The following is a 20,144-nucleotide window of genomic DNA, read 5'->3' as shown; positions in this document are numbered from 1 at the left end:
TGGCTCACCCTGTGGGCTCCGGCCCCGGGGGCGGCGGTATGTCACCGCGCGGGCAGGGCGCTGTACCGGCGGTAGACCTCCAGGCCGTCGGGGACGGCGCACCAGCGCTCCAGGGCCTCCCCCAGCCCGGATTCGGGTATCCACGCGTGCCAGGCGACCTCCGCCGGGTCCGGTGTCACGTCCGGGTCGATCACGGTCTCGTACAGCCCGAGCCAGTAGGGGCTGATCACTCCGTCGCAGAGGAACGTGAGGAGGAACCGCACGGGCGCGCGGACGCCGAGTTCCTCCTCCAGTTCCCGCCCGGCGGCGGCCGCGTAGGACTCGCCGACGCCGACGGCCCCGCCGAGCAGCCAGTGGTACTGGCCGGGAAAGCGCGCGGCGTTCTCCGGCCGCCGGTGCACCAGGACCCGGCCCCGGGGGTCGCGGCACAGCACAGTGGCCACACGGTGCGGCCACTTCCTGCGGATGGCCTCGGCCCGGTCCACGACGCCCAGGACCCGATCCTGTTCGTCCACCCGCTCAACCAGCTCACTCATGACTTGTTCCGATCAGTTCCGATCACTTCTGCCGTGTGCCTCCATCCATAGCACCGGCCTCGGACAGGACCGGGGCACCGGTACGGGCACGGGGCGGTTGCCCACCCCGCGCACCGGGTGGCGCGCAGGGCGGGCACCGCCCCGTTCAGACCGGCCGCCGACGGTTCACGGCGTGTGGAGCTGAGTGGCGGGAATGACCCGCTGGGACTCGTAGGGGCTCGACCACAGGAGCTTCATATGGGCCTCACCGGTGCGTTCGGTGTGCTCGACGGTGATGGCGTGCCGGTGCCCCGCCGTCAGGGTGACGGTCGCCCGGCCGGTCCTCGGATCGTGTGGGACAGAGTCGTCGATCAGGAGCTGTCCGTCGATCCACACCCGTACGGAGTCGTCGGAGACCGTGGTGAGGGTGTGGGGCCCGCTGTGCCGGGGCTGGAGATAGCCGGTCCAGCGGGTGGCGAAGTTGTCGGCGGGGATCTGCGGCGCGGGTGAGCCGTCGAAGCGGTAGGACTCGTTGACGGTGGGGTCGACGCGCGCCAGCACGGGCGGCCCCGCGAAGTTCTCGTTCGCCCAGATCTCGGCCTTCAGCCCGCGGCCGGTGCCGACCACGGGCGCGGGCGCGGGCGGTGCGATGTCCAGCTTGATGACGGTCGCCACCGTGCCGACGGGTCCGCCGGAGGGCGTCAGATCCAGGCCGTCGCCCGCCCGGCGCACCGCGACGGACTGCGTACTGCCCAGCACTGTCGCCGATTTCACCTGGAAGGGGGCCAGGACCCGCAGGTGCAGCGGGGTGCCGGTGGACGGCCAGGAGGTGACGGAGGCGTACAGGCTGTTCCCGCGCCGCGAGACCGCGCCCCAGTCCGGGTCGGCGACGAGCCCGGTGTGACCGGCTCCGTGCACGGCCCGGCCCCGGCCGTGGCCCGAGAGCCAGTCGCCCATCTCGCGCAGCCGGTCCACGGACGGCCCGGGTATCCGGCCGAGCCGGTCCGGTCCCACGTTCAGCAGATAGTCGCCGCCGCGACCGGCGATGTCGAGGAGGTTGCGCACCAGGGTGCCGGTCGGCTTCCAGGCGGTGTCGTACTTGGCGTATCCCCAGTGGCCGTTGAGGGTCATACAGCTCTCCCACGGCTGGCCCTCGACGGGCGCGGCGGGAATCGTCTGCTCCGGGGTGCCGTAGTCGCCGTCGACCACGCGCTTCTTGCCGACCCTGTTGTTGATGATCAGGCCGGGGTCGAGTCCGCGCAGATACTTCTGGAGTTCGGCGCCGTCCTGCGGGGACCAGCGGTTGACCGGGTTGACGGCGTCCCACTGGCCGTCGAACCACAGGAGCGCCGGGTCGTAGTTGTCGATCAACTCCTTGAGCTGCGCGTACATCCGCTGCTTATAGCGGGGGAAGGTGGCGGGGTCGGGGAAGTCGGGGTCGTGCCAGTCCCAGATCGAGTAGTAGAAGCCGAGTTTGACGCCCGCGGCGTCGGCGGCCCGCTTCAGCTCGGCGAGGATGTCGCGGCGGGAGTCGAAGGAGGAGTGGTCGCGCAGGTTCCACGTGTTCTGCCGGGTGGGCCACATCGCGTAGCCGTCGTGGTGCTTGGAGGTGATGACGATATAGCGCTGCCCGGCGTCCTTGGCGGCTTTGACGACGGCCTCGGCATCGAAGGCGGACGGATTGAAGTCCCGGGCGATCCTCTCGTACTCGGGCATCGGGACGGCGCAACTGCGCTTGATCCACTCGGCGTCCCGGCAGACGGTGCCGTCGGGCCGGGTGTACTCGCCCTCAAGCTGCGAGTACGCGCCGAAGTGGATGAACATCCCGAAGCGGTCCTGCCGCCACCAGGCGGTGCGCGCGGAGGTGAACGGGTCGTCCACCGCGTAGTTGGTGCCCTGCCCCGACCCCGGCGCGGACGCGGACACCGGGGGCGGCGGAGGCGGGGGCGCGGGGTCGGCCTGCGCCGAGGGGCAGCCGACGATGAGCAGCGCGGCCCCCAGGAGCAGGGAGAGTGCGGTACGGCTGTGCATCGGTCGCTCCTTACGGTCGGTGAGGAACGTTCCTGCTGTGCCACCCCGCATGGTGCAGCCGATCCGCTCGCATCGGAAGCGGCACAGGGCACAGACATCGGACCTCCGCCCTCAACCGGCCGGAAAGCGGCGGTGCCACTCCTTCCCGTCCGCACCACCGGCCCCATCCTCGGGCACGGCGGTCAGGCGCGGCGCGCCCAGGATTTCCAAACCTTTCCGGCGAGAAATACCGCGTACTTTTCTGAACCTTGACCGGATGGGCCAGGAGGGAAAGGGAGAACGCACCCCAAATGGGTGGCAACGATCCCCTCGAATGACCACTCATGCGGATTACGGGCACGTTATCGCGTAGTGATCGCTCCATCGGACGGCCGCCCCGACAGACCCGGCAATCACGTATATCCCCTGGTCGCGCGCTTGATACGGGGGCAGCCCTGAGTGTCTACTCATGATCGCTGAAGGAGCGGACGGGACTGTCCCGGGAATCCGGTCGCTCACCGGAAGAGAAACATCGGACACCGCACCACATTTCTCAGGAGATTCCATGCGCCGTTCCCGCACCACGTCCCTCAAGCTCTCCACGGCCGCCGCCACGCTGGCCCTTCTGACCAGTGGAATCGCATTCGCGGCCCCGGCCTCCGCGACCACCGCCACCGCTACGCCCGCCCCTGCCAGGGCATGGCCGGAGCAGTGCAAGTCGGACGGCGTCAACAGCCGGCAGGTGGACCTGCCCGGGACCAGACCCACCACATGGATAACCGGCAAGAACTGCGTGCAGTTGCACCAGCCGCAGGCCCCGGCCTGGGTCTCGGGCCGGACTGCCATCGACTGGGACACGATGGAGGAGCCGATCACCGACCGGAGCAAGCGCTTCACCTCCTTCAAGGTCACCACCCGGCTGGAGAGCCGCCCCAGCCAGACCGGCACGGACACCGTGCAGTCCTCCAGGACCTGCGACTTCACCGCCAACCTCAACGCCGACTTCAGCGGCATGAACCTGTACTGCTACGCCCTGCCGGTGGACAACCCGGTGGACACCATCCTCTGGTGGTCCACCGACGCGACGATCGTCTACGACCTCGAAGGCGACACCCAGGGGCCCATCACCTGGGAGCTGGAAGGCTCGCCGCAGCAGGTCTGACCCGGGGCGGACCGAACGCCGCGGAAAGCGCGGCGCACCCCACGGAAACCGCGGCACACCCCACGACAGCGCCCGTACCTCCCCGGCCGCCCGGCTCACCGCCGGTGGGGTCCTTCCGGAATACCGGTCGCTCACCGGAAAACATCCGACAAACGCACCACATTTCTCAGGAGATTCCATGCGCCGTTCCCGCACCACGTCCCTCAAGCTCTCCACGGCCGCCGCCACGCTGGCCCTTCTGACCAGTGGGACCGCGTTCGCCGCCCCGGCCTCCGCGACCACCACCGGTACGCCCGCCGTGGCCGCGGCGGGCCCGGAGAAGTGCAGCACGTCGAGTGGCGCCAACGGCCGCGATCTGGACCTGCCCGGGGACAAGCCCGACACGCACGTGTACATCGAGAACTGCGGGCAGCTGCACGCCCCGGCGACGGGACCGGCCTGGGTCTCCGGCCGGACCGGGATCAACTGGATGATCCTGGTGGACCAGGTCATCGACCGGAGCAAGCGCTTCACCTCCTTCAAGGTCACCACCCGGCTGGAGAGCCGTCCCGGCCAGACCGGCGCGGACACCGTGCGGTCCTCCAGGACCTGCGACTTCACCGCCAACCTCAACGCGCACTGGGGTCACGCCACCACCCTGAACTGCCACGCCATCCCGGTGGACAACCCGGTGGACACCATCCTGTGGTGGTCCACCGACGCGACGGTCGTCTACGACCTCGAAGGCGACACCCAGGGCCCCGTCACCTGGGAGCTGAATGGCTCGCCCCTCCAGTCCTGACCCGGGACGGACCGGCCCCGCCCGGTCCGCCACCGACCCACCACCGCTCCGCCGCCCGCACCCCGGCGGTGCCCTGCCGTCCCTCCCCGGGACGACATCGCAGGGCGCCGCCGGGGTGCGGCGCGTTGTGCCCGCCGGCTCCCTGGCACGAAGCTGTCAGGCACCTTCGAGACACCCGGTACTCCTTCCCGCAGGCCATCGAGCGGACGCAAGCTGATGGCACGAGGGCGGCGGCGGACAACACCGCGACCGCCGCCGCGCACCAGCCTTGGGCTCCACGCCCTGCCGCACCTCCTCGGCGTCCTCTCCTCAGGGCACCTCCATGTCTCTCACCAGGAGTACCTCCATGTCCCGTCCCGCCCTGCACCGCTCCCTCAGAACCGGCCTCGCCTCTCTCGTCGTCGCCGCCGCGCTCACCGGCCTCACCACCGCCCCGGCCCACGCGGACGAGTTCACGGACATGGCGGCCCTCGCCAAGAGCCAGAACGGCAACGGCCCCTGCGCGGGCGGCGGGTACGACAACGGCCTCAACCAGAACAACAGCTGCGACGGCCACGGCGGCCAGGCCCACGCCTGGTGCGCCGACTTCGTGGGCTGGGTCTGGTCGCGCTTCAATGTGCAGGGCCAGAGCATGCTGACCGACGCCGCGTCCAGCTTCTACCACTACGGACAGCGGTACGGCACCCTCGACAGCACCCCGGACGTCGGTGACGCCGTCGTGTACGGCTACGCCAACGGCTGGGCCCAGCACGTCGCCATCGTGACCGGCGTCAGCAACGGGGTCGTCACCATCACCGGCGGCAACCAGAGCCACTCGGTCAACCGCGAGGGCATGGTCTCCACCCACTCGACGACCTCCTACCGGGTGGGCGACTCCCCCTGGGGCCAGCGCATCAGCGGCTACATCGCGCCCAAGCTCCAGCGGGCCACACCGCCGCGCGTCTCGGTCGGCGGTGCCTCCGGGACGGTCTCCGGTGTCGCGAACCTGACCGCGTCCGTCACGGCCGGTACCTACGACGTGGCGTCCGTGCAGTACTACGTCGACGGCGAGCCGGTCAGCGGCAAGCTGACCCGGTCCCCGTACACCTTCGCCCTCGACACCAGCCGCTTCCCCGACGGCAAGCACACCGTCTCGGCGGAGGTGACGGACATCCACGGGAACACGGGCGCCTCCCGGGCCCAGATCATCACCTCCAACGGCGAGGCCACCTCTACCTTCCACGCGGACTTCAACGGGGACGGCAAGGCCGACATCGGTGTCCTGTACGACTACGGGCAGGAGGCCGACAGCAGCTACCGCACCGGTCTGTGGACGTATCTGAGCAACGGCACCGGTTTCAACCAGCCCGTGAAGGTCTGGGACAACGTCTCGTCCGGCTTCGGCTCCTGGAACTGGGACCGCTCCAAGATCACCACAGGTGACTTCAACGGGGACGAGAAGGACGACGTCGGCGTCCTCTACAACAACGGCCAGAACGCCGACAACGTCAACGTCACCGCCCTGTGGACCTTCACCAGCAACGGGACCGGCTTCAACGCGCCGGTCAAGAAGTGGGACAACGTCTCCACCAACTCCGGCTCCTGGAACTGGAACCGGTCGAAGCTCACCTCCGGCGACTTCAACGCCGACGGCAAGGACGACGTCGGCGTCCTCTACAACAACGGCCAGAACGCCGACAACGTCAACGTCACCGCGCTGTGGACGCTCACCAGCACCGGCAGCGACTTCACCAACCCCTCCAAGAAGTGGGACAACGTCTCGACCAACTCCGGCTCCTGGAACTGGGACCGCTCCAAGATGGCCTCCGGCGACTTCACCGGCGACGGCAAGACGGACGTGGGTGTCCTGTACGACAACGGCCGGTCCGCCGACGGCACCTCCACGACCGCGCTGTGGACCTTCGCCAGCACCGGCAGCGACTTCACCAACCCGTCCAAGAAGTGGGACAACGCGTCGACGAACTTCGGCTCGTGGACCTGGGACCGCTCCAAGCTCACCGCCGGTGACTTCAACGGCGACGGCAAGACGGACGTCGGCATCCTCTACAACAACGGCCAGACCGAGGACAGCCGGAACAAGTCCGCGCTGTGGACGCTCACCAGCACCGGCACCGACTTCACCAACCCCTCCAAGAAGTGGGACTCCGGCGACGACAGCTGGAACTCGGACACCAGCAAGCTGACCGCCGGGGACTTCAACGGCGACGGCAGGACCGACATCGGCGTCCTCTACGGCTACGGCCGCCAGGACGACGGCACCAACCGCACCGCCGTGTGGAAGTTCTCCAGCAACGGGACGGGCTTCAACGCGCCGGTCAAGTCCTGGGACAGCGCCGGGGCCCTGAGCTGGAACTGGTACGCCAGCAAGCTCGGCTGACACCGCCCCGGCACGCACGCGGCACAGCCCCCGCACGCACGCACCACGCGCCCCCGCGCAGACGCCCGGCCGGCCGACCGGACCCGCTCCGGTCCACCGGCCGGGCGTCCCGCCCCGCCCCCGCCCCGCTGTCCCCTGGAGTCACCACGATGAGAGTCACCGCACCCTCCCGCAGCCCCCGCGCGCTCACCGTCGCCACCGCCCTCGCCGTCTCGGCCGGCCTGGCCACCGGTCTGCTCACCGCCCCGCCCGCCGCAGCCGCCTCCGTCGCGACCTGGGACAAGGTCGCCCAGTGCGAGTCCGGCGGCAACTGGTCCATCAACACCGGCAACGGCTACTACGGCGGCCTCCAGTTCTCCCAGCCGACCTGGGCGGGCTTCGGCGGTCTGGACTACGCGCCCCGCGCCGACCTCGCCACCAAGAGGGAGCAGATCCTCACCGCCGAGAAGGTCCTGGCGGTCCAGGGCCAGGGCGCCTGGCCGCACTGCGGCCCCGCCGCGAACCTGGGCGCGGACAACGCCGACCCGTACCCCGACCCCGTACCGCCGGTCTCGAAGGTCACCGGCCTGGCATCGGGCACCGTCGCGACGGGCACCATCACCCTCGGCGCGCAGGTGACCAACCCCGTCGGCAAGCCCACCAAGGCGACCTTCTATGTCGACGGTGCCGCCGTCGGCACGGACACCGGCGCGGGCCCCCACTACTCCATATCGCTCGACACGACGACGCTCAGCGACGGCGCGCACACGGTCACCGTCCGGGCCGTGAACGACTCCGGGCAGACGGGACCGATGTCCGACGCGGTCTCTTTCCTCACCGCCAACCGCGCCAACACCTCCCGCACCACGGGTGACTTCAACGGCGACAACCGGGACGATGTCGCCGTCCTGTACGACAACGGCAGAAACGCCGACGGCACCCACCGGACCGCGCTGTGGACGTTCACCTCCACCGCCTCGGGCTTCGGCCCGCCGGTCAAGAAGTGGGACAGCGTCTCGGCGCCCGTCAACTCCTGGAGCTGGGATCGTTCGAAGGTCGCCACGGGCGACTTCAACGGCGACGGCAAGGACGACATCGGCGTCCTCTACGACGAGGGCACCTCGCAGATGGGCACCCCGGCGGCGGCGCTGTGGACCTTCCTCAGCACGGGCTCGGACTTCGCCGAACCGTCCAAGAAGTGGTACAGCACCACCTCGGCCGACTCCTGGACCTGGGACCGCTCCAAGGTCACCACGGGCGACTACAACGGCGACGGCCGGGACGACGTCGGCGTCCTGTACAACAACGGCCAAGCCTCCGACGGCACCAACAAGACCGCGCTGTGGACGTTCACCAGCAACGGCACCGCCTTCGCCCAGCCGGTCAGGAAGTGGGACAACGTCTCCACCAACTCCGGCTCCTGGAACTGGGACCGCTCCAAGCCGGTATCCGGTGACTTCAACGGCGACGGCAACGCCGATGTCGGCATCCTCTACAACAACGGCCAGAACGCCGACAACGTCAACGTCACCGCCCTGTGGACGCTCACCAGCACCAGCACCGGCACCGACTTCGGCAACCCGGTCAAGAAGTGGGACAACGTCTCGACCGGCACCGGCTCCTGGAACTGGGACCGCTCCAAGGTCGTCGCCGCCGACTTCTCCGGGGACGGCAAGACGGACGTCGGTGTCCTCTACGACAACGGCCAGACCGCCGACGGACGCAACAAGTCCGCGCTGTGGACCTTCACCAGCACGGGCACGGACTTCACCAACCCGTCCAGGAAGTGGGACTCCGGCGACGGAAGCTGGAACGCCGACGCGAGCAAGCTGACCGCCGGGGACTTCGACGGCGACGGCAAGGCCGACATCGGCGTCCTCTACAACTACGGCCGCCAGGACGACGGCAGCAACCGCACCGGCCTGTGGAAGTTCGCCGGGACCGGGACGGGCTTCAACGCGCCGGTCAGGTCCTGGGACAGCGCCGGGGCCCTGAGCTGGAACTGGTACGCCAGCGACCTCGCCTGACAGCCAGCGGCTCCGGTCGCTCCGGCGGACCGGCCCCGCGGGTGTGAGCGGCACGAGGAAGGCCCTGATCTCCGTCGTCCGGAGATCAGGGCCTTCGTCTGGAGCGCTGGGCAGGCCTTGCACCTGCATCCCCCCACGGGAAGTGGGGTGTCTTTCCTTGGACCACCAACGCGCGCCTCCCGTACCGGCTGTCCCGGTCGCGAGCACATGATCACTCTACCGCACGCGGAGCCGGAGCCGGCACACGGCCGTTCGCCCGGGGCCGGGTCAGCCGGGGATCGCGCCGATCAGACCGCCGTCGACCACCAGGTCCTGGCCGTTGACGTAGGACGCGTCGGACGAGGCGAGGAAGGCGACGGCCGCCGCGATCTCCTCCGGACGGCCGAAGCGGCCCGCGACGACACGGCCGGTGAGGGTCTCGGCCTCCGCCGGGGTCAGAGCGGCCTCCGGGTACATCGGGGTGTCGATGTACCCGGGGCTGACGGAGTTCACCCGGATGCCCCGGGGGGCCAGGGACGCCGCCAGGGTACGGGCCAGATTGTGCGCGGCGGCCTTGGTCGCCGAGTAGAGCGTCAGGGCGCTGTTGCCCCGGTGGATCGTCCAGGACGCGTTGATGACGATCGAGCCGCCGTTCGTCAGCAGCGGCAGGGCTCTTTGGACGGTGAAGAAGACGCCCTTGAGGTTGACGTTCACGGCATGGTCGAAATCCACCTCCGTGATGTCCTCGAACGGGACGATCGTGCCCGTGCCCGCGTTCACGAAGAGGCTGTCCAGACGGCCGTGCCGCTCACGGACGGTCTCCATCAGCGCCTCGACGGCACCGAGGTCACCGGTGTCCGCGACAACACCTCCGGCCTGGGGGCCGAGTTCCCCGACGGCGGCGTCGACGCGTTCACCGGTACGGCCCGTGACGATGACCTGAGCACCCTCGGCGACCAGGCGGTGCCCGGTCGCCAGACCGATGCCGCTGGTGCCGCCGGTGATGAGGACGGTCCTGCCGCGGAAACGTTCCATACTGCACCCCTGTCGTCGATGGTGCGCCAAGTACGCGCTGTGACACGCGAGTTGACCGAAGTGATCAAGTCCGCATGCTACCGATCACGGTTCGAACAGATGGTCATCACGCAGCCACGGGGCGGACGCCGCACCGGGATGAGGTCTTCGTACGGAGATGTGTGTCCAGGACAAGGAGACGCGCAAACCGTAGCCGAACAAGTCCGTTGCGTAGTCGATAATGTCGTCATGGCAGGAGTGAGGGTAGTACTGGCCGAGGACGACGTTCTGCTGCGCGAGGGGTTGGCCAGCCTGCTTGAACGGTGCGGACATAGGGTGGTGGGACAGGCCGGGGACGCGACGGGGCTGCTGCCCCTGGTGCGGCGGCACCGGCCCGACCTGGTGATCGTGGACATCCGGATGCCGCCGACGCACACCACGGAGGGGCTGGCGGCGGCCCGGGTGATCCGGCAGGAGCTGCCCGGGATCGGCATCCTGGTGCTCTCGGCCCACGCCGAGGTGGAGCACGCGATGGAACTGCTGGCCAGCGGGCAGGGCATCGGATACCTGCTGAAGAGCCGGGTGGCCGACGTGGCGGAGTTCCTCGACACCCTGGAGCGGGTGGCCCGGGGCGGCTCGGTGGTCGACCCGGCGTTAGTGCAGGAACTGGTGTCGGTGCGGCGCCGTCAGGACCCGCTGGAGGCGCTGAGCGTACGGGAGCGGGAGGTGCTGGCACTGATGGCCGAGGGCCGTTCCAACGCCGGGATCGCCCGCAGACTGCGGATCACCGAGGGCACCGTGGAGAAACACGTCCGCAGCCTCCTGGCCAAGCTGGGTCTGCCGGAGGCGGCGGACGACCACCGGCGGGTACTCGCCGTGATCACCTTTCTGGAGGCCCAGTAGCGGCGCCGTCGAGCAGGCGGACGATGACACACCCCGACAGCGACATCTTGGGCAGGAAACCGATGGCAGGACTGGCGGTGATCAGGTCCCGGTAGTCCTGCTCGGCATGGGTGGACATCAGAATCGTCGGGACGGATCGGCGGTACAGCCGCTCGGCCAGATCCAGCCCGCTCTCGCCCCCGAGGTCGAGGTCCACCAGCGCCACGTCCGGCCGCTCCCGCTCGGCCCCCCGCAGCGCCTCCGCGCCATTGGCCGCGACACAGACGACGACGATGCCCTGATGCCGCAGTAACCCGCTGGCGGCGGCCAGGAAGACCGGACTGTCGTCGACGATCAGGCAACGCACCATGGGAGCAGCATCGCAGTGCGCCTCCCCGGCCGCCATGCCGCTAGCTGGTAGTCCCCCTGCCGGGTGCCGACCGCCGGGGCGGTCCCGGGTGCGGCGGCCGGATCTAGTCGGTGTGCTCCGACGGTGCCTGCTGGGTGAGGGGCAGTGTCAGGCGGATGGTGGTTCCCGCGCCGGGCGGGCTGTGCAGCCGCAGTTGGCCGCCGAGTGCCTCCACCCGGTCGGTGAGGCCGACGAGGCCCGAGCCCCGGCAGGGGGCGGCGCCACCGCGGCCGTCGTCGCGGATGCCGACGTGGAGCCGTCCGTCCCGGGTGGCCACATGGACGTCGACGACGGTGGCACCGGAGTGCTTGGCGGCGTTGGTCAGGGCCTCGGAGACGGCGTAGTACGCGGCGGTCTCGACCGGTTCGGGGTGGCGTTCCCCGGTCTGGATGTCGAGCCGGACCGGGATGGCGGAGCGCCGGGCCAGGGCCTTGAGCGCCGGGCGGAGTCCGCCCTCGGCGAGTACCGCCGGGTGGATGCCCCGGGCGACCTCCCGGAGTTCGTCGACGGCGGCGGCCAGCCCGTCGGTCACCTCGTCGAGCTGCCGGATCAGCTCGTCGGCGTCGAGCGGCACCGACAGTTGCACGGTGCGCACCCGCAGCGCCAGGGAGACCAGGCGCTGTTGGGGGCCGTCGTGCAGGTCGCGTTCGATACGGCGGCGGGCGGTGTCGGCGGCGGCGACGATCCGGGCCCGTGACGCGGTGAGGGCCGCCTGCGTCTCCGCGTTGGCGATGGCGGTGGCCACCAGTTCGGTGAAGCCGGCCAGCCGGTCCTCGGTGTCCGACGGCATCGGCTTGTCGTTCATCGACGCCACGCTGAGCGCGCCCCACAGTTGTCCGTCGACGTTGATCGGCATGCACACCGTGGCGCGGAATCCCCACTCCTTGCCGACGACGGAGGCCGGGCCCGAGGACACGGCCGCGTAGTCGTCGATCCGCGCCGGGCAGCCCGACTCGAACACCAGGGTGTGCACATTCCGGCCGCCGGGCGGTACCTGGATACCGGCGGGAAAATCACGGCCGGTCCTGGTCCAGGCGGCGACATACAGGGCGGTTCCGTTGGGCTCGTAACGGCCGAGGACCGCGAAGTCGGCCGAGAGGAGCTGTCCGGCCTCGGCGGCGACCGCGGCGAACACCTCCTTCGGCGGTGCCGCCCGCGCGACCAGGGTCGCCACGCGCCGCAGCGCCGCCTGCTCCTCGGCGGCCCCCCGCAGCTCCACACGTGCCTGGGTGTTCGCGATGGCGGTGGCCACGAGGTCGGTGAAACCGGCCAGCCGGTCCTCGGTGTCGGGCGGCAGCGGTTCCGCGGTCAGCGAGATCGCCATCATCACGCCCCACAGCCGTCCCTCGACGTTGATCGGCACGCCGACGACCGAACCGAAGCCGCGCGCCCTGGCGAAGTCGGCGGGTGCCCCGGACGACTCGGCGGCGTCGTCGATCCGGGCCGGCCGCCCCGTCTCGGACACCAGCGTCACCACGTTCCGGCCGTCGGGGTCCACCCGGGTGCCGATGGGGAAGAGCGGGCCGTGCAGACTTCTGGACCAGCCGCCGACGGCGCTCGCCATGCCGTCCGGATCGAGCCTGATGATTCCGGTCACATCGTTGCCGAGCAGTTCTCCGACTTCGGCGGCGACCGTCGCGAACATCTGTTCCGGTGGGGTGGCCCTGGCCACCAGGGTCGCCACCCGTCGGAGTGCCGCCCGCTCCTCGACGATCTGTTCGCACGACACGACCGCTGCCAGGCCCCCCTACCCGCCCGATGACGCCCGCATACCGGGTATCACGGCACATCAGCATGACGTCCGCCGTGAACGCCCGTCAACGTGGCCCGCCGGAGTCGGGAACACGCGTCCGGAATCAGCCCCCGGAACGGCGGGACCGTCTTCCTCCGTCCGGCGCGGGGCACTGCGCCGCGGCGGAATCCGCCCTGACCTCGGGAGTTTGCAGCTAGCTGGAATCAGCGGTTCGGGTTGGTGGGAAGGGATGTTGGCCGCTGGCGGCGATGCGGAAGCCGATCGTTCCCAGTACTTCTGGGAAGTGCGTCGCGGAGAGTCGGTCCGCTTCCCCGAGTGGGCCGCGACGACGCTGCGGGTTCTCCACGGGGGAGAGATCCGCGAACCGGCGAAGGAGCTGCCGTGTCGGACGTCTTCGCATCCGAGAAGAGTTCGCCCGGTGTCCGGACCCGCGCGGCAACGTCCCCACCGCGCTCTGTCATCAGCGCCGTCGGCGCCGTCAGCCACGCAGAGAAGATCGGATACGCAGTGTACGAGTGCAGCGATGAGGTTCGTCACGACGTCCCCGGCCTGCCGGGTCCGTCACCGTCCATCACCGTCCTGGGCTGTCTGGGCGTACGCGCCGACGGCCGGAAACTGGAGCTGGGCCCTCCGCGTCAGCGGGCCGTTTTCGCCCTGCTGCTCATCAACGCGGGCAGTGTGGTGCCGGTCGACTCGATCGTCTTCCGTATCTGGGGCAACTCACCACCGGGCGCGGTCACCGCGACGCTCCAGTCCTATGTGTCCCGGCTGCGGAAACTCCTGGCCGAGTGTGTGCTCCCGGACGGTTCGACACCCGAACTGCTGCACCAGCCGCCGGGCTACACCCTCGCGCTCGGCACCGAGCACATCGACGCGAACCGTTTTGAGCAGGCCATCAGGACAGGGCGCCGGCTCTCGCGCGAGGAGCAGCACCAGGAGGCGCGGGCCGTGCTCTGCCAGGCCCTGCTGAGCTGGGGCGGGACACCGTACGAGGAGCTGAGCGCGTACGACTTCGCCGTCCAGGAGGCCAATCGGCTGGAGCAGCTCCGGCTGGGCGCCGTGGAGACATGGGCGCACTGCTGTCTGCGGCTGGGGCGGGACGAGGAGGTGATGGACCAGCTCAAGCCGGAGGTGCAGCGCAATCCGCTGCGGGAGCGGCTGATCGGGCAGCTCATGCAGGCGCAGTACCGGCTGGGGTGCCAGGCGGACGCGCTCAGGACGTACGAGGCGACGCGGCGGGCCCTGGCCGAGGAGCTGGGGACCGATCCGGGCAAGGAGCTGGCGGCGCTGCACGCGGCGATCCTGCGTCAGGACAACGGTCTGGACCGCGTCGTCCCGGCGTCCGCGCCGCCGTCGGCGGGGGTCGGGCGGGGGGCCGTGACGGTGTCGGTCCCGGCACAGCGGTCGAGGCCGTTGACGCGGCCGGTGGCGGGGCGGGCGCGGGTCCCGGGGGCGATGACGGTGGCGGCGGGCGCGGGGGCGGCCCCCGCGTCCGCCTCCGGCTCCGTTTCCGCGTCCGTTTCCGGCTCCGGCTCCGGCTCCGGCTCCGCTCCTGCGTCGGTTCCCACCTTCTTTCCCGGCTCCGTTTCTGGCTCGGCGTCCGTTGCCGCGTCCGTAGCCGCGCCCGTTTCCGGCCATGTCTCCGGGCCCGGGTCCGCTTTCGGGTCCGTGGCGCTCCACCGGCCGCAGACCCTCCGGGGCGAGCCGGTCCACGGGGGCGCGCAGGGGATGCGCACCGGGCAGGTGTTCCCCACGCTGCCGCCGTTCGTCGGGCGCGGCGACGAGCTGCGCGGTCTGCTGGAGTCCGCGACGTCCGCGTTCCACACCTCGGGGCGGGTGGCGTTCGTCGTCGGCGAGGCGGGCAGCGGCAAGACCCGGCTCCTCTCCGAGTTGGAGCGCTCGGTTCCGGACAGTGTGCGCACCGTCTGGGCGTCCTGTTCGGAGAGTGAGGACCGGCCCGACTACTGGCCGTGGACGACCGTGCTGCGGCATCTGTACGCGATGTGGCCGGAACGTATGCACGGATTCCCCGGTTGGCTGCGGCGCGCACTCGCGGAACTGCTTCCCGAGGTGGGCCCGGAGCCACAGGGGCCGCACTCCCCCGACGGGGGCGAGGAGAACAGCGGCAACGGGGACGGTGCGGGCGACGGGGACAGCACCCCGGCGCACACCCTCACGCTCGCGCCCGCTCTCGCGCCCCCGCGCTCCAGAGAGGCTCGTTTCACCCTGCACGACGCCGTGTGCCAGGCGCTTCTGCGCACGGTCCGCGAACCCGTGGTGATCATGCTGGAGGACATGGAGCGGGCCGACGCCCCCTCGCTCGCCCTGCTGCGCCTCCTGGTGGAGCAACTGCGCACCGTCCCCCTGCTGCTCGTGGTCACCACGCGCACCTTCCGGCTCGCGCACGACGCCGAGCTGCGACGGGCCGCCGCCGTGATCCTCCAGTCGACCGGCGCGCGCCGGGTCCTGCTGAACGCCCTGGACGCACGGGCCACCGGGGAACTCGCCGGAGGGATGCTGGGCAAGGCCCCGGACACCCTCCTCGTACGGGCCCTGCACGAGCGCTCCGCCGGGAACCCGTACTTCCTCGTCCAGCTCCTCCGCTCGCTCCGGCAGGGGCTCGCCGCCGCCTGGGAGACGGAGATCCCGGACGAGCTGGCCGGGGTCGTGCTGCAACGGCTGTCGAGCGTGCCGCCCGCCGTGCGCCGGGTGCTCGACATCTGCGCGGTCGTGGAGCGCAGTTGCGAACGGCGTGTGATCGAGACCGTGCTGCGCCATGAGGGAATCCCGCTGGAGAACGTCCGTACGGCGGTCCGCGGCGGTCTGCTGGAGGAAGACCCCGACGACCCCGGGCGGCTGAGGTTCGTGCATCCGCTGGTCCGGGAGGCCGTCTGGGACGACCTGGAGAACACCCGTCGGCCCGTGTCCCGTTCCTCCGCGCTCGGGGCGCTGGCCACGGTCTGAGTCCCGGGCCCCGGGGTCCTCGGCGGCGGGCGGCGCTTGCGCGCTCCCCGACGCCGGGCTTGATCCCCCGGGGCAGCCGGACGCGCAGCCGGGTGCAAGGGGCGGTGCCGACACTGGGCGGGCGGCGGCCGTGGCCGGTCGCCGCCCCCCACGGCCCACCGAGGAGCCCCCATTGGACACGTACGCAGCGGATACGTACCCGCGGTCCGGCACCCACCCCGAGCCGCGTCCCGACGCACCTCCCCACGCGCGTCCCGGGACCCGTCCCGGCACCCGTTCCGAGCCGCGCCCGGACCCGGGCGCCGAGGCCGCGTGGCTGCTCGCGGCGGACCGCGCCCATATGTTCCACCCGGTCCTGCCCCGGGGCCGCGAGGACCGCACCGTTCTGGTCTCCGGCCGCGGCTGCACCGTACGGGACACCGAAGGGCGCACCTATCTCGACGCCTCGTCGGTGCTCGGACTGACCCAGATCGGCCATGGACGTGAGGAGATCGCGCAGGCCGCCGCCGAGCAGATGCGGACACTCGGTCACTTCCACACCTGGGGCACCATCAGCAACGACAAGGCCATCCGACTGGCCGCGCGCCTCACCGACCTGGCGCCCCAGGGTCTCCAGCGCGTCTACTTCACCAGCGGCGGCGGCGAGGGCGTCGAGATCGCCCTGCGCATGGCCCGTTACTTCCACCACCGCACCGGCAGCCCGGAGCGCACCTGGATCTTGTCGCGCCGCACCGCCTACCACGGCATCGGCTACGGCAGCGGTACGGTGTCGGGCTCGCCCGCCTACCAGGACGGGTTCGGCCCGGTGCTGCCCCATGTGCACCACCTCACGCCGCCCGACCCGTACCACGCCGAGCTGTACGACGGCGAGGACGTCACGGAGTACTGCCTGCGCGAACTCGCCCGCACCATCGACGAGATCGGCCCCGGGCGGATCGCCGCGATGATCGGGGAGCCGGTCATGGGCGCGGGCGGCGCCGTCGTCCCGCCGCCGGACTACTGGCCGCGCGTCGCCGCGCTGCTGCGCTCCCACGGCATCCTGCTGATCCTGGACGAGGTCGTCACCGCGTTCGGCCGCACGGGGACCTGGTTCGCGGCCGAGCACTTCGGGGTGACCCCCGATCTGCTGGTGACCGCGAAGGGCATCACCTCCGGGTATGTCCCGCACGGGGCGGTGCTCCTGACCGAGGAGGTCGCGGACGCCGTGAACGGGGAGACGGGGTTCCCGATCGGCTTCACCTATACCGGTCACCCCACGGCGTGCGCCGTCGCGCTCGCCAATCTCGACATCATCGAACGGGAAGGGCTGCTGGAGAACGCGGTGAAGGTGGGCGACCACCTCGCCGGGCGGCTGGCGGCCCTGCGCGGGCTGCCCGCCGTGGGGGACGTCCGGCAACTGGGCATGATGCTCGCCGTCGAGCTGGTGTCGGACAAGACGGCCCGCACCCCGCTGCCGGGCGGCACCCTCGGGGTCGTGGACGCGCTGCGCGAGGACGCGGGCGTCATCGTCCGGGCCACGCCGCGCTCCCTGGTCCTCAATCCGGCGCTCGTGATGGACCGGGCCACGGCGGACGAGGTGGCGGACGGGCTGGACTCGGTGCTGCGGCGGCTGGCACCCGACGGGCGGATCGGCGCGGCCCCCCGGCGGGGGTGACGAGACCGCGGGCCGCCACCCGCGGGGGGCGCCGGGTCGGCACAGCGGCCGACCCGGCGCCTTCCCCGTTTCCCGGCGCCTTTTCCGTGCCCCGGCGCCGTTCCCGTGGCCCCTGCCCCTGCCCCTGCTCGGGCGCTCCTCCCTCCGCTGTGGCGCCGTTCCCGTTCCAGCGCGCTGTCGAGCCGCCGCCAAGCGCCCCGTGCCACGGTGGGAGACCGCCGCCCGACGGGGCGCGCGGAGCCCGGCAAGCCGAAGGGAAGTCCCGTCCGATGCGTGCCTCTTCGCCCAGAGGGTTCCGCGTGCACCACGGTCACGCCGGGATCAGGGGGTCCCACGCGGACCTCGCCGTCATCGCCTCCGACGTTCCCGCGGCGGTCGGCGCGGTGTTCACCCGTTCGCGGTTCGCCGCGCCGAGTGTGCTGCTCAGCCGGGACGCGGTCGCCGACGGGATCGCCCGGGGCGTGGTGGTGCTGTCCGGCAACGCCAACGCCGGGACGGGCCCGCGGGGGTACGAGGACGCCGCGGAGGTGCGCCATCTGGTGGCCGGGATCGTCGACTGCGACGAGAGGGATGTGCTGATCGCCTCCACGGGACCCGTCGGCGAGCGGTATCCGATGTCCCGTGTCCGGGCCCATCTGCGGGCGGTGCGCGGGCCCTTACCGGGTGCCGACTTCGACGGCGCGGCGGCGGCCGTGCTGGGCACCGCGGGCGCCCGTCCCACGATCCGGCGGGCGCGGTGCGGCGACGCGACGCTGATCGGTGTCGCCAAGGGCCCGGGTACGGGCCCGGCGGAGCAGGACGACCGGTCGACGCTGGCGTTCTTCTGCACGGACGCCCAGGTGAGCCCCGTCGTCCTCGACGACATCTTCCGCCGGGTCGCGGACCGCGCCTTCCACGGGCTGGGCTTCGGCGCCGACGCCTCCACCGGCGACACGGCGGCCGTTCTCGCCAACGGGCTCGCGGGCCGGGTGGACCTCGTCGCGTTCGAACAGGTCCTGGGCGCGCTGGCGCTGGACCTGGTCAGGGACGTCGTCCGGGACAGCGGCTGCGGCGGCGCCCTGGTCACGGTGCGGGTCACCGGGGCCCACGACACCGAGCAGGCCGGGCGCGTGGGCCGGGCGGTGGTCGACGCGCCGTCGCTGAGGGCCGCGGTGCACGGCCCGGCACCCGACTGGGCGCCGGTCGCCGCCGTGGCGGGTGGACACGGGGACGAAGGCCCCGGCCGGTCTCCCGGGCGGATCACGATCCGGGTCGGCGGCCGGGAGGTCTTCCCCGCCCCCCGCGACCGGGCCCGCCCGGACGCCGTCACCGCGTATCCGCACGGCGGCGAGGTGACCGTCCATATCGACCTCGGTGTCCCGGGCCGGGCGCCCGGCGCGTTCACGGTCCACGGCTGCGACCTCCTGGCGGGGTACCCGCGCCTCGGCGCCGGCCGGGCCGTCTGAACGGGCGCTCCCGGGCGGACGGCGACCGCGAGGGCGCGGGAGCGCAGGGAACACGGGAGCGGGCCCGGTGGTCGATCGGCCACCGGGCCCGCTCCCGTCGTTCCGTCCGCTGTCCCCGGCCGCCCTACCCCCACCGCTGCCCGGCGAAGTCCACGGCGCTCTCGGCGTCCACCGCGTCCACCGCGTTCTCGGCGTTCTCGGCGTCGTCCGCCGCCGCCCCCGGTGGCAGGGGAGAGTCCACCGGTGCCGACGCGGGCGACGTGGTGGCGCGGGCGTACTGGTAGAGCAGTTCGGCCCCGATCTCCGCCGCCAGCAGGGAGGTGATCCCCGACGGGTCGTACGCCGGGGACACCTCGACCACGTCGAAGCCGACGGGCCTGAGCTGCCCGACCACGTCGAGCAGGGTCAGCACCTCGCGCGAGGACAGCCCGCCGGGGGCCGGTGTGCCGGTGCCCGGGGCGTACGCCGGGTCGACGACGTCGATGTCGACGGAGACGTACAGCGGCAGGCCGCCGACGGTGCGCCGGATCTGCTCGGCGATGCCGCGCGGTGAGCGCCGGGTGAAGTCGGCGGCGGTGACGATGCTGACGCCGTGCCCGCGCGCGTAGTCCAGGGAGTCGGGCCGCGGATTGTGGCCGCGGATGCCGACCTGGACCAGGCGCTCCGGGTCCACCAGGCCCTCTTCGATGGCCCAGCGGAAGGGGGTGCCGTGGTGGTAGGTGCCGCCGTAGACGGGTGGGTTGGTGTCGCTGTGCGCGTCCAGGTGCAGGACGGCGACCCGGCCGTGGCGGGCGTGCACGGCGCGCAGGGCGGCCAGGGAGAGCGAGTGGTCCCCGCCCAGCATCAGGAACGCGTCGTTGCGTTCCAGGAGCCGGGTCAGGGCGACCGTCGCGGTGTCCATCGCCAGGTCCATCGAGAAGGGGCTGAGGTCGATGTCGCCCCCGTCGACCACGTCGATCCGGTCGAAGACCCCTGGGCCCCGGTCGATGCCGACGCCGTGGATCAGGCTGGACTCGTGCCGGATGGCGCGCGGCGCGAACCGCGCGCCGGGCCGGTAGCTGGTGCCTCCGTCGTACGGGGCGCCGACGACCACCACGTCATGGCCGATCGGGTCGGGCCGGTGGCGCAGCCGCATGAAGGTCGCCGGTTGGGCGTAGCGCGGGGAGACGGCGGTGGACACCCTGGCCGTTCCC

The 20,144-nt window shown here is 71.6% G+C and carries 14 protein-coding genes; 8 read left to right on the top strand and 6 right to left on the bottom strand.

Features of this window, described 5'->3' with window-relative positions:
- Nucleotides 1–41 precede the first annotated feature (41 nt).
- Together CRV15_RS33340 and CRV15_RS33335 are read right to left on the bottom strand one after the other, a co-directional pair.
- Nucleotides 42–536 carry an NUDIX hydrolase gene (locus CRV15_RS33340; protein WP_003953032.1) on the bottom strand — a complete coding sequence of 165 codons (495 nt, stop codon included), beginning with the start codon at nucleotides 534–536 and terminating at the stop codon, nucleotides 42–44.
- A gap of 165 nt (nucleotides 537–701) precedes the next feature.
- Nucleotides 702–2,546 (bottom strand): alpha-L-fucosidase, encoded by a 1,845-nt coding sequence (locus CRV15_RS33335; RefSeq protein ID WP_009999455.1) that lies wholly within the window; start codon nucleotides 2,544–2,546, stop codon nucleotides 702–704.
- A 544-nt stretch (nucleotides 2,547–3,090) separates the two neighbouring features.
- Between CRV15_RS33335 and CRV15_RS33330 the strand changes: the two genes are divergently transcribed.
- From CRV15_RS33330 to CRV15_RS33315, 4 genes are all read left to right on the top strand, one after another.
- Nucleotides 3,091–3,687 (top strand): hypothetical protein, encoded by a 597-nt coding sequence (locus tag CRV15_RS33330; RefSeq protein WP_009999453.1) that lies wholly within the window; start codon nucleotides 3,091–3,093, stop codon nucleotides 3,685–3,687.
- A 178-nt stretch (nucleotides 3,688–3,865) separates the two neighbouring features.
- Complete coding sequence (locus CRV15_RS33325) at nucleotides 3,866–4,468, top strand: hypothetical protein (protein WP_003953028.1); 603 nt, start codon at nucleotides 3,866–3,868, stop codon at nucleotides 4,466–4,468.
- Nucleotides 4,469–4,814: 346 nt separating this feature from the next.
- Nucleotides 4,815–6,845, top strand: a complete 2,031-nt coding sequence (locus CRV15_RS33320; protein ID WP_009999452.1) for an FG-GAP-like repeat-containing protein — start codon at nucleotides 4,815–4,817, stop codon at nucleotides 6,843–6,845.
- 149 nt (nucleotides 6,846–6,994) lie between these two features.
- A complete protein-coding gene (locus CRV15_RS33315; protein ID WP_003963445.1) occupies nucleotides 6,995–8,851 on the top strand; it encodes a transglycosylase family protein in 1,857 nt (618 codons plus the stop codon).
- 267 nt (nucleotides 8,852–9,118) lie between these two features.
- On the opposite strand, the gene CRV15_RS33310 is transcribed toward CRV15_RS33315, so the two are convergent.
- Nucleotides 9,119–9,865 carry an SDR family NAD(P)-dependent oxidoreductase gene (locus CRV15_RS33310; RefSeq protein ID WP_003953023.1) on the bottom strand — a complete coding sequence of 249 codons (747 nt, stop codon included), beginning with the start codon at nucleotides 9,863–9,865 and terminating at the stop codon, nucleotides 9,119–9,121.
- Nucleotides 9,866–10,093: 228 nt separating this feature from the next.
- On the opposite strand from CRV15_RS33310, the gene CRV15_RS33305 reads away from it, so the two are divergent.
- Nucleotides 10,094–10,747, top strand: a complete 654-nt coding sequence (locus tag CRV15_RS33305) for a response regulator (protein WP_003953022.1) — start codon at nucleotides 10,094–10,096, stop codon at nucleotides 10,745–10,747.
- On the opposite strand, the gene CRV15_RS33300 is transcribed toward CRV15_RS33305, so the two are convergent.
- Both CRV15_RS33300 and CRV15_RS33295 read right to left on the bottom strand, forming a co-directional pair.
- The gene (locus tag CRV15_RS33300) at nucleotides 10,725–11,096 is read right to left on the bottom strand and encodes a response regulator (protein WP_009999448.1); all 372 of its coding nucleotides are present in this window, start codon (nucleotides 11,094–11,096) and stop codon (nucleotides 10,725–10,727) included. The genes CRV15_RS33305 and CRV15_RS33300 overlap by 23 nt on opposite strands.
- A 103-nt stretch (nucleotides 11,097–11,199) precedes the next feature.
- Entirely contained in the window at nucleotides 11,200–12,864 is a 1,665-nt protein-coding gene (locus tag CRV15_RS33295; protein ID WP_106428597.1) for a GAF domain-containing sensor histidine kinase, read from the bottom strand.
- Between the two features lie 405 nt (nucleotides 12,865–13,269).
- On the opposite strand from CRV15_RS33295, the gene CRV15_RS33290 reads away from it, so the two are divergent.
- The 3 genes from CRV15_RS33290 (at nucleotide 13,270) to CRV15_RS33280 (ending at nucleotide 18,951) form a co-directional block, all read left to right on the top strand.
- Nucleotides 13,270–15,852 carry an ATP-binding protein gene (locus CRV15_RS33290; protein ID WP_009999446.1) on the top strand — a complete coding sequence of 861 codons (2,583 nt, stop codon included), beginning with the start codon at nucleotides 13,270–13,272 and terminating at the stop codon, nucleotides 15,850–15,852.
- 340 nt (nucleotides 15,853–16,192) lie between these two features.
- Complete coding sequence (locus CRV15_RS33285; protein ID WP_078564623.1) at nucleotides 16,193–17,506, top strand: aminotransferase family protein; 1,314 nt, start codon at nucleotides 16,193–16,195, stop codon at nucleotides 17,504–17,506.
- A gap of 299 nt (nucleotides 17,507–17,805) precedes the next feature.
- On the top strand, nucleotides 17,806–18,951 hold the full coding sequence (locus CRV15_RS33280) for a bifunctional ornithine acetyltransferase/N-acetylglutamate synthase (protein WP_009999444.1): 1,146 nt from the start codon (nucleotides 17,806–17,808) through the stop codon (nucleotides 18,949–18,951).
- Between the two features lie 124 nt (nucleotides 18,952–19,075).
- Here CRV15_RS33280 and speB read toward each other — a convergent pair whose 3' ends face one another.
- The gene (gene speB / locus CRV15_RS33275; RefSeq protein ID WP_230864362.1) at nucleotides 19,076–20,086 is read right to left on the bottom strand and encodes an agmatinase; all 1,011 of its coding nucleotides are present in this window, start codon (nucleotides 20,084–20,086) and stop codon (nucleotides 19,076–19,078) included.
- Nucleotides 20,087–20,144: the final 58 nt, after the last annotated feature.

The sequence above is a fragment of the Streptomyces clavuligerus genome (genome assembly GCF_005519465.1).
In the GTDB taxonomy this organism is placed as follows: domain Bacteria; phylum Actinomycetota; class Actinomycetes; order Streptomycetales; family Streptomycetaceae; genus Streptomyces; species Streptomyces clavuligerus.
The sequence above is the reverse complement of the archived record's forward strand: the minus strand, read 5'-3'. Positions and strand labels throughout refer to the sequence as shown.